At 75.7% G+C, this 12,701-nt stretch carries 8 protein-coding genes and 1 tRNA gene; 2 read left to right on the top strand and 7 right to left on the bottom strand.

The features are described from left to right. Window positions 1–129 precede the first annotated feature (129 nt). The 4 genes from ACRRSS_RS01295 to ACRRSS_RS01280 all read right to left on the bottom strand — a co-directional run bounded on the left by ACRRSS_RS01295 (window position 130) and on the right by ACRRSS_RS01280 (window position 3,640). Window positions 130–203 (bottom strand) — tRNA-Thr (locus tag ACRRSS_RS01295). An 85-nt stretch (window positions 204–288) separates the two neighbouring features. After that, window positions 289–1,845 (bottom strand): alpha/beta hydrolase, encoded by a 1,557-nt coding sequence (locus ACRRSS_RS01290; protein WP_435969377.1) that lies wholly within the window; start codon window positions 1,843–1,845, stop codon window positions 289–291. 149 nt (window positions 1,846–1,994) lie between these two features. Further along, window positions 1,995–3,197, bottom strand: a complete 1,203-nt coding sequence (locus tag ACRRSS_RS01285) for a DNA polymerase III subunit delta' (RefSeq protein WP_435969376.1) — start codon at window positions 3,195–3,197, stop codon at window positions 1,995–1,997. 269 nt (window positions 3,198–3,466) lie between these two features. After that, window positions 3,467–3,640 carry a hypothetical protein gene (locus ACRRSS_RS01280; RefSeq protein WP_435969375.1) on the bottom strand — a complete coding sequence of 58 codons (174 nt, stop codon included), beginning with the start codon at window positions 3,638–3,640 and terminating at the stop codon, window positions 3,467–3,469. Between the two features lie 154 nt (window positions 3,641–3,794). Here ACRRSS_RS01280 and ACRRSS_RS01275 point away from each other — a divergent pair, with 154 nt between their 5' ends. Continuing rightward, window positions 3,795–5,090 (top strand): sensor histidine kinase, encoded by a 1,296-nt coding sequence (locus ACRRSS_RS01275; RefSeq protein ID WP_435969374.1) that lies wholly within the window; start codon window positions 3,795–3,797, stop codon window positions 5,088–5,090. After that, on the top strand, window positions 5,078–5,722 hold the full coding sequence (locus ACRRSS_RS01270; RefSeq protein WP_435969373.1) for a LuxR C-terminal-related transcriptional regulator: 645 nt from the start codon (window positions 5,078–5,080) through the stop codon (window positions 5,720–5,722). The genes ACRRSS_RS01275 and ACRRSS_RS01270 overlap by 13 nt, the downstream gene beginning before the upstream one ends. 45 nt (window positions 5,723–5,767) lie before the next feature. On the opposite strand, the gene ACRRSS_RS01265 is transcribed toward ACRRSS_RS01270, so the two are convergent. From ACRRSS_RS01265 to tmk, 3 genes are all read right to left on the bottom strand, one after another. After that, on the bottom strand, window positions 5,768–8,248 hold the full coding sequence (locus ACRRSS_RS01265) for an FtsX-like permease family protein (protein ID WP_435969372.1): 2,481 nt from the start codon (window positions 8,246–8,248) through the stop codon (window positions 5,768–5,770). Then, a complete protein-coding gene (locus ACRRSS_RS01260; RefSeq protein ID WP_435969371.1) occupies window positions 8,245–9,042 on the bottom strand; it encodes an ABC transporter ATP-binding protein in 798 nt (265 codons plus the stop codon). Before ACRRSS_RS01260 ends, ACRRSS_RS01265 begins: the two co-directional genes overlap by 4 nt. Before the next feature lie 93 nt (window positions 9,043–9,135). Then, entirely contained in the window at window positions 9,136–12,603 is a 3,468-nt protein-coding gene (gene tmk / locus ACRRSS_RS01255; protein WP_435969370.1) for a dTMP kinase, read from the bottom strand. Window positions 12,604–12,701: the final 98 nt, after the last annotated feature.

Here is a 12,701-nt window from a genome sequence, read left to right as displayed (position 1 = left end):
GATCTCCGGGAGTTGTACGACCTCCCACCCCACCCCCGCCACCCCGGCCCACCTGTCGAAACACAGGAGCGGTCGGAGAGGGCATGAAAAAACCCCAGGTCACGGCGAGTGAGTCCTGGGGTAATTCCGAGCCGCCTTCGGGATTCGAACCCGAGACCTACGCATTACGAGTGCGTTGCTCTGGCCAGCTGAGCTAAGGCGGCGCGCTGCGCGTACCCATGGTGGGTTCAGCAGCGACGCCAAGTCTACACAGTTTCCGGGGGTGCTCCGACCACCCCCGGAGAGGCCCTATGAGCAGCGCTTTCCGTCCGCCGGAGGGGTGCCCTCCAGGAGGTAGGTGTTGATCGCCGTGTCGATGCAGTCGCTGCCCCGGCCGTACGCGGTATGGCCGTCGCCCTCGTAGGTGAGGAGGGTGCCGGAGGAGAGCTGGCCCGCCAGGGACCGGGCCCACTTGTACGGGGTGGCCGGGTCGCGGGTGGTGCCGACGACCAGGATCGGGGCGGCGCCCTCGGCGGTGATGCGGTGGGGGTGACCGGTCGGCGGGGTCGGCCAGGAGGTGCAGTTCAGGGCGGCCCAGGCGAGACCCTTGCCGAAGACCGGGGAGGCCTGCTCGAAGGACGGGACGGCCCTCTCGACGAGGGCGGGGCCCGGGTAGGCGGGCGGCAGGTCCAGGCAGTTCACGGCGGCGTTGGCGAACATGAGGTTGGCGTACGTGCCGTCCGCCTCGCGCTCGTAGTAGCTGTCCGCGAGCGCGAGCAGGCCCGAGCCCTCGCCGCCGATCGCCTGGGCGAGGGCCTCGCGCAGCTGGGGCCAGGCACCCTCGTCGTACATCGCCGCGATCACCCCGGTGGTGGCGAGGGACTCACCGAGCTCCCGGCTCTCCCCGGTGGGCACCGGATCGGCGTCCACGTCGCGGAAGAACGTCCGCAGCGCCTCGCCCGCCGCCGCCACCGACCCGGTGCCCAGCGGGCAGTCCGGAGTGCGGACGCAGTCGGCGGCGAAGGCGCGGAAGGAGGTCTCGAAGCCCGCGGTCTGGTCGCGGTTGAGGTCGATCGCCGACAGCGACGGGTCCATCGCCCCGTCGAGGACGAGGCGGCCGACCCGGTCCGGGAAGAGCTCGGCGTAGGTGGCGCCGAGGAACGTGCCGTACGACGCCCCCACGTAGCTGAGCTTCTCGTCGCCGAGGACCGCGCGCAGGATGTCCATGTCCCGGGCCGTCTCGACGGTGGAGACGTGCGGCAGGATCTTCCCCGACCTCTTCGCGCAGCCGGCCGCGAACTCCTTGAAGGCGGCGCTCAGCGCGTTGACCTCGGCGGTGGTGTCGGGCGTCTGGTCGACCTGGGTGTACGTGTCCATCTGCGGGCCCGTCAGGCACTCGACGGGCTCGCTGCGGGCGACTCCCCGGGGGTCGACGGCCACCATGTCGTAGCGGGCGCGGACCGGTGCGGGGTAGCCGATGCCCGCGTACCCCTGGAGGTAGCCGACGGCGGAGCCACCGGGGCCGCCCGGATTGACCAGGAGCGAACCCAGCCGCTTGCCGGGGCCGGTCGCCCGGACCCGCGAGACCGCCAGCTCGATCTCGCCCGCGTCCGGCTTCGTGTAGTCCAGGGGCGCGCGCAGGGTGGCGCACTGGAAGCTCGGGACCCCGCAGTCGCGCCACCGCAGCCTCTGAGCGTAGAACCCCTTCAGCGCCTCGGGCGAGGGGGAGGCGGTCGCTGCCGCGGCCGGCGGGGCCGACGTGGTGCGGGACGCCGCCGCGTCGCTGCCGCCCGAGCAGCCGGAGAGGATCAGTCCGACGGCCGCGAGGGCCGTGGCGGACGTACGGAGCAAACGCCTGGAGTCCATTCCCGGAGCGTATCCGGACGGGTACGCACCGTGTCCAATCGCGGATTCCGCGGGCCCCGGCCCACCGCGTGTCCGCCGGACCCTCCGCCGGATCCGTCCACCGGACCCTCCGCCGGACACGTCCGTCGGACCCTCCGCCGGACACGACGTCAGTCCCGCAGCGCCATCGTCATCGCCTCCACCGCGAGCAGCGGCGCCACGTTCCGGTCGAGGGCCTGGCGGCAGGCGAGGATCGCCTCGATGCGGCGGAGCGTGCGCTCCGGCGTGGTGTCGCGGGCGATCCTCTCCAGCGCGTCCCGCACGTCCGTGTTCGCGAGGGCCGAGCGCGAACGCAGCTGGAGGGCGAGGACATCGCGGTAGAAGCCCGTCAGGTCGGTGAGCGCGAGGTCCAGGCTGTCGCGCTGGGTACGCGTCTTGCGCCGCTTCTGCCGCTCCTCCAGCTCCTTCATCGCGCCGGCCGTGCCGCGCGGCATCCGCCCGCCCTGCCCCCCGCCGAGGGCCGTCCTCAGCTCGTCGGTCTCCTTGACGTCGACCTCCTCCGCGACCTGCTTCGCGTCCTCGGCCGCCGCGTCCACCAGCTCCTGGGCGGCCTTGAGGCAGCCGCCGACGTCGTCGACCCGCAGGGGCAGCTTGAGGACGACGGACCTGCGCGCACGGGCCCGCTCGTCCGTCGCGAGCCGCCGCGCACGGTCGATGTGGCCCTGAGTGGCACGGGCGGCGGCGTGCGCCGCCTCCGGCTCGATGCCGTCGCGCCGCACGAGCACGTCGGCGACCGCCTCCACGGGCGGGGTGCGCAGGGTCAGGTGGCGGCAGCGGGAGCGGATCGTGGGGAGCACGTCCTCAAGGGAGGGCGCGCAGAGCAGCCAGACCGTGCGCGGGGCTGGCTCCTCGACGGCCTTCAGGAGGACGTTGCCCGCGCCCTCGGTGAGCCGGTCGGCGTCCTCCAGGACGATGACCTGCCAGCGGCCGCCCGCCGGTGAGAGCTGGGCGCGCCGGACGAGCTCGCGAGTCTCCTTCACACCGATGGACAGCAGGTCCGTACGGACGATCTCCACGTCCGCGTGGGTGCCGACGAGGGTGGTGTGGCAGCCGTCGCAGAAGCCGCAGCCCGGTGCGCCGCCGAGCGCCCGGTCGGGGCTCACGCACTGCAGCGCGGCGGCGAACGCCCGCGCCGCGGTCGCCCGCCCCGACCCCGGCGGGCCGGTGAAGAGCCAGGCGTGGGTCATCTTCGAGGCCTCGGGATCGGGCTCCCCGGCGGAGTGGGCGGTCACGAGCGCGTCGGCGTCCCGCGCGGCGGCGGCGAGCTGCTCCTCGACCTTCGCCTGTCCGACCAGGTCGTCCCATACGGCCATGTCTGCCCCTCCTCAGGTACGCCTCCATTGTGGGGCAGTCCTCTGACAGTCCCCGCCGCGCACGGTCCGCCGGACGCCGGTTCGGGCCCCGGCGCGGGAGGTTCGGGCCTCGCGTAGAAGGCTCAGGCCTCGGCACGGGGGGGGGGCAGCCTCGGCGCGGGAGGGGATGGGCAGCCTCGGCGCGGGAGGGGATGGGCAGCCTCGGCGCGGGAGGGCCGGCCCTCGATCAGGAGGTGGAGGGACGCCCACGCGGAAGGTTCAGCCCCCGTTCACGCCTCGGCGCGCGAGCGCGTGAGCCAGAGGCCGACGGCGGAGCCGAGGACCGCCACACCGCTGCCGACGCTCGCCGTGACGTGGGCGGCGCCGGTGAGGTGGGCGAGGGTGTTGATGTAGGCGTTGCCGAGGACACCCGCCGTGAGCAGCAGCCAGAGCAGGAATCGCATGAGGGTCTCCGTGGGTCGGGGGAAGCGGGGGGTGTGATCCGTACGGATTCGATCTTCGTCGCCGTCACGGACCGGCACAGCGGTGCACTCCCCCGGACCGATGGTGGTGCCTGCTCCACCGCGCCCCCTCGGGCCCGCCGCCTAACCTGTCCGAATGCGCGACGCGATCAAGGAAGCCGGCCGGGCGTCCCTCCACCTCCTGAGCGGGGCCGCGATCGCGATCCTCTGCTACCTGATGGCCGGCGTCGCCCTCTTCACGACCTTCCTCACCCTCACTGTCATCGGCGCCGGTGTGCTGCCGGAGAGCGTGCTGCTGTTGCGCCGGCTCGCCGGCTGGGAACGCCGTCGCACCGGCGCGTGGACCGGGGCGCCCGTACCGGAGGCGTACCTTCCGATCGAAGGCCCCCTCCCCGCGCGCGTGCGCACCGCCGTCACCGACCCCGGCACGGTGCGGGACCTCGTCTGGGCCGCCGCGCAGCTCTTCTACGGCCTGGCGCTCTGGTACGCCTCCCTGGTGCTGTGGCTGCCCGCGCTGATGGTCGACGGCGTGGTCACCGGCCTCGCGGGACGGCGCCCGGTGGCCCTCCCGCTGATCGGCCGGCTCGCCGGCCTGGGCGCCGAGTGGTCGCGCGCCCTGCTCACGCCCACCCCGTCGGCCGCCCGGGACGCCGCGCTCGCCGCCCGCATCGAGCAGCTGACAGCCACCCGGGCGGGCGCGATCGCCGCGCACGGCGCCGAACTACGCCGGATCGAGCGCGATCTGCACGACGGGGCTCAGGCCCACCTCGTGGCACTCTCCATGCGGATCGGCCTGGCCAGGCGGATGTACGAATCCGATCCCGCGAGGGCCCTCGGGTTCCTCGACGACGCGCAGACCCAGGCCGAGGAGGCGCTGGCCGAGCTGCGGCACGTGGTGCGGGGCATCCACCCGCCGATCCTCACCGACCGGGGCCTGACGGGCGCGGTACGGGCCCTCGCCTCGAGCAGCGGCCTGGAGGTACGGGTCTCCGTCACGGGCCTGACGGACAGATCCCGGGCCGACGACGGCGCCGAGGGGCCCGCCCGCCCCCTGCCCCACGACAGCGCCCAGCCACCGGCCCGCCTCCGCCCCGCCGACGGCCGGCCCGACGACGGCCGTCTCGCCCCCGACGGTCACCTCGCCCCCGCCGCCGTCGAGGCCGCCGCGTACTTCGTCGTCGCCGAGGCCCTCACCAACGCCGCCAAGCACAGCGGGGCTTCCCGCGCGTCCGTCGACCTCACCCGCGAACCGGCCGCCCTGCGCGTGCGCGTGACGGACGAGGGCCGAGGCGGGGCCGAGGCGGGCGAACGCGAGGGCTCCGGGCTCACGGGCATGCGCCGCCGGGTCGCCGCACTGGACGGCACCGTACGACTGACCAGCCCCGAAGGGGGCCCGACCCTGATCGAAGTGGAGCTTCCGTGCGTGTGGTGATCGCCGAGGACAACGCCCTCCTGAGAGAGGGTCTCGTCCTGCTGCTGACCTCCTCGGGCCACGAGGTCGCCGGAGTCGCGGCCACCGGCCCCGAGATCCTGCCGCTGCTCCTCGAACACCGTCCGGACGTGGCCGTCCTCGACGTACGGCTGCCGCCCGGCTTCCGCGACGAGGGGCTGCGGGCGGCGCTGGCGGCCCGCGCGCGGCTGCCCGGGCTGCCGGTCCTCGTGCTCTCCCAGTACGTCGAGGAGACGTACGCGGCCGAGCTCCTGGGCGGCGGCGCGCAGGGCGTCGGCTATCTCCTGAAGGACCGGGTGGGACGGGTGGACGAGTTCCTCGACGCCCTGGAACGGGTCGCCGCCGGGGGTACGGCCCTGGACCCGGAGGTCGTCACCGAACTGCTCGCCCGCCGCCGTGACGACCCGCTCGACTCCCTCACGCCCCGCGAGCGCGAGGTCCTGGAACTGATGGCCCAGGGCCACGACAACGCCACGATCGCCCGCTCGATGGTGGTCACCGAGCGGGCCGTGCACAAGCACATCGGCAACGTCTTCCTGAAGCTCGGTCTTCCGCCGAGCGACAGTGGCGGCCACCGCCGGGTCCTCGCCGTCCTCGCCTACCTCGACGCGTAGGTACCGCCGGGGGGGGCGCTCAGGCCGCTGTCTCCGGGAGGACGCTCAGGCCCCCTGTTTCCTGGAGGGCAGGAAGACCCCCGCGACCACGGTGACCACCACCGTGCCGGCGATCAGTCCGGCCTGCCCGGGCGGCAGGTACGGCAGGCCGCCCGTGAGCGACCAGGCGAAGGCGGTCAGTGGCAGCGCCGCCACGACGACCCCGATGACCAGTCCCGCGGCGGTCAGGAACCCCGCCTCCAGGCCGAGCATCCGGCGCAGCTGTCCGGCCGAGGCGCCCACCTGGCCGAGCAGCCGCAGCTCGCCGCGGCGTCCGGCTCCGATCAGGGTGAGAGTGCTGAGGACGGAGAGGAGAGTGAGGCCTCCGATGGCGGAGACGATCGCGGCGGAGACGATCCCGTTCAGCTCGGCCCCGGGCGGCATCACCCGCTCGGGCGCCACGGGGGTGCCCGAGCCGGCCTTCTCCGTGGCGGCCAGTACGCGCGCGGGGTACGGATCGCCCATGTGCGGGGCCAGTTCGGCCTTGGGCAGGAGGAACTCACCTAGGGCGAGCGAGCGTTCGTACACCGCCACCACCCGCAGCCGCTTCCGCGTCCCGTCCCCGAGGCGCAGCTCGACCGTCGAACCGGTCCTGGCCTCAAGGGACTCGGCCATGTCCGCGCCCACCGCGACCGTGCCGGGCTCGGCGAGTCCGGCGAGGTCGCCGTCGACGACACCCGGGTCGAGCGTGCCCGCCAGGCCCGCGCCGTCCACGCCGAGGACCGGAAGCCGGTCGAGTCGCGGCGTACCGGCCTCCGTCCGGGCCAGGACGACCGTCGAACGCAGCACGTCCGTGGCCGCCTCGACGCCGGGCAGCTTCCGCACCTGATCCGCGGTGGTGCCGGTGAACGCGAGGTCCGCGGTCGTCGCGGCCCGTGCCTGCGCGGCTGCGGCCCGGTCCATCGTGGTGCCCGCCGAGAGCTGGACGAGCGCGAAGGCGGTGACGAGGACGACGGGGACGAGCGCGGCCCCGAGCCGGCGCGAATGCGCGCCGGCGCCGGCGGCCGTGAGTCGTCCCGGTGCGCCGCCGAGGCGGCGGAACGGCCGGTCCAGGACCGCCATCGCGGCCCGCGCGATCCACGGCCCGAGCACCGCGCACCCGGCGACCAGCGTCACCGTGGCCGCGCCGGCGGCGGCGCCGGCCGCCTCCCCGCCCTGGGTGGTGGCCGTGACGGCCGAGGCCACTCCCGCCAGGAGCAGCACGATCCCGCTGACGCGCCGCGCGCGGCCGTTGCCCGGGCGGCCGGGCCGCCGGACCGCGAAGAGGACGACGAGCCGGGTGATGCCCACCACGACGGCGGCGACGACGGGGGTGGCGGCGAACAGCCAGGGCGGAGAAGGGAGTTCGAGCCCCTCCGGTACGACTCCGGTACGGGCCCGCAGCGCCGACCACAGTCCCAGGAACACGGGTACGGCCAGGGCCGCGCCGACCAGGGCCGCGAGGCCCGCCACCCGGGTCACCTCCCGGCCGGCCGCCGCCCGCACCTGACGGGGGGTCGCGCCGACCGAGAGGAGCAGTTCCCGCTCGCCGGCGCGCTGCTGGAGCGCCTGGGCGACGAGCGAGGCGAGGACGAGGACGGCGACGAGGACGAAGGTGCCGGAGACGGCGGCGAGGAGCTGGAGGAGCTCCATGCGCGCGGGGGGCGCGGCAAGGTGCTCGGCGCCGCCCCGTCCGTCGCCGGTGAGCGCCCGCAGCGGCTGCCCCGAGGCGGTGTCCTTGAGCCCGGCCCGGTCCAGGGCGGCCCGCACGCGCGCGTGGAGGGTGTCCACGGACACACCGGGCTCGGCGAGAACCCCGACGGCGTCGACGGCACCACCGGGAGTGGCGGTCCCAGCGGCCCCAGTGGCCTCAGCGGCTCTGTCGGCCCCGTTGGCCCCGGCGTTCCCGGCGAGCCTCTCCGCCTCGCCCGCCGTGACGTACAGCGCGGCGGGCCCTTCGGCGACGCCGACGACCTCACGGCCGGCGACGGTGTCCCCGACCCGGGCCCCCGCACCGGATCCCAGGACGGCCTCCCCGGCCCCGCGCGGCTCCCGCCCGTCGAGCAGGCGGTACGGGGCGAGCCGGGCCGCCTCCCAGGAGCGCCCGGTGAAGGTCGTGCTCCCGGCCGCGCCCGCCCCCGGCTCCCGTACGACGAAGGTGGGGTCCGGCACCGCGGCCAGGACGCCCGGCACCGCCCGCAGCAGGTCGACGGCCGCGCCGGGTACCCGTACCCGCTCCGTCAGACCGGCCGTCTCCGTGGTCGGCTCACCGCCCCACGGCTTCGTCGTCCAGCTGATCTCCTGGTCGCCGGCGACGACGACGGGCGCGGCCGCGTACCGCTCCACGCGCGCGTGGCCCAGTCCGGTCGAACCGAGGGCGAGGGCCAGGGCGCCGAGGAGCGCGGAGGTGACGGCGACGGCGGCGAACACCGCCGCCCACGCCTTCCTGTGGGTCCGCAGGGACCGGGCCGCGAGCAGCCGGACCGCGGGATTCCGCAGCGGCTTCACCGGGCCACCGCCGTACGCCTGCGTCCCGCGTCGACGTGAGCGCCGAACATCTCCCGTACGCCGGGCTCGTCCGGACGGTGCAGGTGACCGACGAGCCGGCCCCGGTCGAGGAAGACGGCCTCGTCCGTCCAGGCGGCGGCCACCGGGTCGTGGGTGACGAGGACGACGGTGGTCCCCCGCTCGTCGACCGCGCGGCGCAGCAGCGCGAGGACGCCGGCCGCCGTGACCGGGTCGAGGGCGGCGGTCGGCTCGTCGGCGAAGACGACCTCGGGGTCGTTGACCAGAGCGCGGGCGATCGCCACCCGCTGCCGCTGGCCGCCGGACAGGTTCTCCGGCATGTCCCCGGCCCGGTCGGCGAGTCCGACGGCGGCGAGTCCGGCGAGGGCGCGGGCGTCGAGTTCCCGGCCTTCGCGGGCTCCGGCGAGGAGCAGGGGCAGGGTGACGTTCTCCCGCACGTCGAGGGCGGAGACGAGGTTCAGCGACTGGAAGACGAAGCCGACGCGGTCCCGCCGGAGCCGGGTGAGTCCGGCGGCCTTCAGCGTGGCGAGGTCGGTGCCGCCGATCCGTACGGTCCCGGTCGTCGGCCGTTCTAGTCCCGCCGCGCACCGCAGCAGGGTGGACTTGCCGGATCCCGACCGGCCCATCACCGCCACGAACCGGCCGCGCGGCACGGCCAGGCTCACCCCGTCGAGGGCGGGGGCCCCGCGTCCGTACGTCCGGCCCACCCCGTCGAGGGTGAGGGCGGCGTCCAGGGCGCGGGGGGTACCGCTCTCCGTCACTGCAGTCGTCGTCATGCCGACAACGCTAGAAAAGACCAGCTCACAGCGGTATGGGGCTGGCTTCCGACTGGAGGGTGGAGCTAGCTCCACCCTCCAGCGCGAAAGGGCTCAGCGGCGGCGTCGGCGGCCCTCGTCCTCGTCGTCGTGCGGGCCGAACAGCTCGTCCGCGAGCGTCGGCAGATCGTCGAGCGGGGTCTCCTCCGCCCAGTCGGAGCGGCGACGCGGCCGGCCGTTCTCGTCGAGCTGGGGCAGCTCGCGGGTCCGGTCGTTCGCACCGTCCGCCTCCTCCCGCGCGTCGCGGAAGATGCCCTGCGGCACCCGGTCGACGGGGTCGGACGCCCGCGCGTCCCGCACGGGAGGCAGCACGGCGGTCGACTCGGCGTCCCGCACGGCGGCCGGCTCCGCGTCCCGTACGGGGGGCAGGACGGCGGTCTCGTCGGCGCCGCGCGTCTCACGGATCCGGGGCAGGACGGCCGTCTCGGCCTCCGGCTTCCCGGTCTTCCCGATCTTCACGACGGGCGTGGCGACGGTGACCTCTTCGGGCGATACGGTCGGCGCGTCGGGCTCGCGGTCCCGCCGGGGGTCCGCCGACGTGTCCGCCGGGGCCTCCTGCTTCCCGTCCCGCCGCCCGGCCGTCCGGGGATCGGTCCGCGGGTCCGGCTTCACGATCGGGGTCGCCTGGGTGACCTCGTTCGCCGAGATCTCGGTGGCCCGGGCCTCGGCCTCGGCGGCCGCCTTCTCCTGAGCCGCCTCGGCCTCCGCCGCGGCCTTCGTCGCGGCGGCGGCCTGCTTCTCGGCCGCGGCCCGCTCCCGGGCCGCCTTCGCCGCCTCGGCCCGCCGGGCGGCGGCCAGCTCCGCCGCCGCCTGCTCGGCGGCCGCCCGCTCCGCGGCGGCCTTGGCGGCGGCCTCGGCCGCGATCCTCTCGGCCGCCGCCTTCGCCGCGGCCTCCTCCGCCGCCTTCGCGGCGGCGGCGGCCTCGGCCATCCGGCGGGCCTCCTCGGCGCGGAGCAGCGCCGCTTCGGCCTTGCGCTGCTTCTCCAGGCGGCGTTCCTCCGCCTCGGCCCGCAGCCGGGCCTCCTCCTCGGCCTCCGCGCGGAGGCGTTCCTGCTCCTCCTGGCGGGCCTTCTCCTCGGCCGCGAGGCGCTTGCGCTCCTCCTCGGCGGCGATCCGGGCCTCCTCGGCCTTGCGCCGGGCCTCCTCCGCCTGCCGTTCGGCCTCCAGGCGGCGCGCTTCCTCCTCCTCGCGCCGCTTGCGCTCCTCCTCCTCGGCGCGGAGCTTGGCGAGCTGTGCCTGGCGCTCGCGCTCCAGGCGCTCCTCCTCGGCCTTGCGGGCGGCCTCTTCCTCCGCGCGGCGCCGCGCCTCCTCCTCGGCCTTCCGGCGGGCCTCCTCGACGGCCTTCACCTCGGCCTCGGAGAGCGGCAGCATCCGGTCGAGCCGGTGGCGTACGACGGTGGTGACGGCCTCGGGCTCCTGGCCCGCGTCGACGACGAGGTAGCGGCTGGGGTCGGCGGCGGCGAGGGCGAGGAATCCGGCCCGTACGCGCGCGTGGAACTCCGGCGGCTCGGACTCCAGGCGGTCGGGCGCCTCGGTGAACCGTTCCCGCGCGGTCTCCGGGGAGACGTCGAGGACCACGGTCAGGTGCGGGACGAGACCGTCGGTCGCCCAGCGCGAGATACGGGCGATCTCGGTCGGGGAGAGGTCGCGGCCGGCGCCCTGGTAGGCCACGGACGAGTCGATGTAGCGGTCGGAGAGGACGATCGCGCCCCGCTCCAGGGCGGGCCGGACCAGGGAGTCGACGTGTTCGGCGCGGTCGGCCGCGTACAGCAGGGCCTCCGCGCGGTTGGAGAGCCCCGCCGACGACACGTCGAGGAGGATCGAGCGGAGCCGCTTGCCGATCGGGGTGGCGCCGGGCTCGCGGGTGACGACGACCTCGTGGCCCTTGGCGCGGATCCACTCGGCGAGCGCCTGGACCTGCGTGGACTTGCCGGCCCCGTCGCCGCCCTCCAGGGCGATGAAGAAGCCGGTCGGCGAGGGCGCCTGCGCCGGGTCGGAGCCGCGGACCGCGTCGCGCAGGTCGCGGCGGAGCGGGACGCCCGCGCGGTCGTCGGTCTTCGCGAGGACGAGCGCGGCGACCGGCAGCAGCAGGGCGCCGATCAGCGCGAGGGTGAAGGCGGCGCCGCCGTGCGCGAAGACGAAGTCGCCGGAGGCGAGGCGGTGCGGGCCGATCGCGGCGGCGAGCAGCGGGGCGGCGAGCGCGCCGATGCCCATGCCGACGCGGGCAGTGGCCTGGAGGTGCTCGGTGGTCCGGGCCCTGCGGGGCTCCTCGGTCTCCTGGTCGACGAGGGTGTGACCGGTGTTCGCGGCGACGCCGGCGGCGTAGCCGGCGAGGACGGCGAGGAACAGCACGGTCGCCGTGTCCGGGACCAGGCCCATGGCGATCAGCGCGATCCCGGTGACGGCGGTCACGAGGGCGAGCAGCCGGCGCCGGGACAGGACGGGCAGGACGGAGCCCGCGGTGCGGATGCCGACGGCGGTGGCGCCGCTGAGCGCCAGGATCAGGAGCGCGTACGTGACGGGGCCGCCGCCCAGGTCGTACGCGTGGAGCACGGCGAGGGACGCGGCCGCGGCGATGGCGCCGGCGACGGTGGCGCAGGTCAGGACGAAGAGGGAGAGGGCCCCGGTACGGCCCTTCTCGACGCCGCCCGTGGAAGCCTCGTCGGACGCTGCCTTGCCGCTCTTCTCGGCGGCCGGCCGGCGAAGGCCCTCCAGGGGCGAGCGCGGCCGGGGCGTCGCCCCGCCGGGCAGTGCCATCGCGTAGAGGACGGTGACGGAGGCCGCGAAGAGGCCGGCGGCGACGTACGAGGCGAGGGCGGCCTGGTGCAGCGAGAACCAGTCGATCCCGGCGCCGAGCAGGTTGCCGACGAGCGTGGCGACGAGCAGGATCCCGGCCGCGGCCGGGACGGCGAGGAAGCCGGTGCGCTGGGAGAGCCGCCGGAGCGCGGCGAGGTGGTCGGGCAGCGGCCGTACGGCGCCGCCCTCGATCGGCGGGGCGGGCAGCAGCGCGGGCGCGGCGCCCTCGCGGCTGATGGTCCAGAGCCGTTCGGCCGCGCCGGTGACGAAGACGGTGCCGAGCAGGTACCAGAGGGCGCTGCCGGGGGTCCAGTCGATCCACAGGGGGGCGATGACGAGCAGCGCGATCCGGACACCGTCGGCGCCGATCATGGTCCAGCGCCGGTCGAGCGCGCCGCCGGGCCCGGTGAGGGCGGTCAGCGGTCCGAGCAGGACGGCGCCGAAGAGGACGGAGGCGAGCAGCCGCGCGCCGACGACGGCGGCCACGGCGAGCGCGGCCCCCCGGTAGCCCCCTCCGAGCGCGCCCTCGGTCACGGCGGCCTGGAGGCCGAGGAGGACGAGGACGAGGAGGGCGAGGACATCGCCGGTGCCGCCGACGAGGTGGGCGCTCCACAACCTGCGCAGTGGCTGATGGCGCAACAGGGCGCGTACGGCACGCTCCCCGGAATCCGCGACGAGTGCGGCGTCGGAATCGCCGAGGCGGTCTGGCTGCTCTGCTCGCGTCATCCGTCCACCCTATCCGGACGGGATCGCTCCCCGCGGCCCCCGCCCGAACATCCGGACGAGCCTGTGACACGGCGAACGGTGGGGGCGGAGGCACCCGC

Source organism: Streptomyces sp. Qhu_M48, from assembly GCF_051305195.1.
Classification (GTDB): domain Bacteria; phylum Actinomycetota; class Actinomycetes; order Streptomycetales; family Streptomycetaceae; genus Streptomyces.
Note: the sequence above shows the minus strand (reverse complement) of the source record. Positions and strands in the feature narration are given on the sequence as shown.

Excerpts from the sequence above, each read along its gene's own strand:
- ACRRSS_RS01290 (WP_435969377.1), bottom strand. The coding sequence starts at position 1,845 with ATGGACTCCAGGCGTTTGCTCCGTACGTCCGCCACGGCCCTCGCGGCC.
- ACRRSS_RS01285 (WP_435969376.1), bottom strand. The coding sequence starts at position 3,197 with ATGGCCGTATGGGACGACCTGGTCGGACAGGCGAAGGTCGAGGAGCAG.
- ACRRSS_RS01280 (WP_435969375.1), bottom strand. The coding sequence starts at position 3,640 with ATGCGATTCCTGCTCTGGCTGCTGCTCACGGCGGGTGTCCTCGGCAAC.
- ACRRSS_RS01275 (WP_435969374.1), top strand. The coding sequence starts at position 3,795 with ATGCGCGACGCGATCAAGGAAGCCGGCCGGGCGTCCCTCCACCTCCTG.
- ACRRSS_RS01260 (WP_435969371.1), bottom strand. The coding sequence starts at position 9,042 with ATGACGACGACTGCAGTGACGGAGAGCGGTACCCCCCGCGCCCTGGAC.
- tmk (WP_435969370.1), bottom strand. The coding sequence starts at position 12,603 with ATGACGCGAGCAGAGCAGCCAGACCGCCTCGGCGATTCCGACGCCGCA.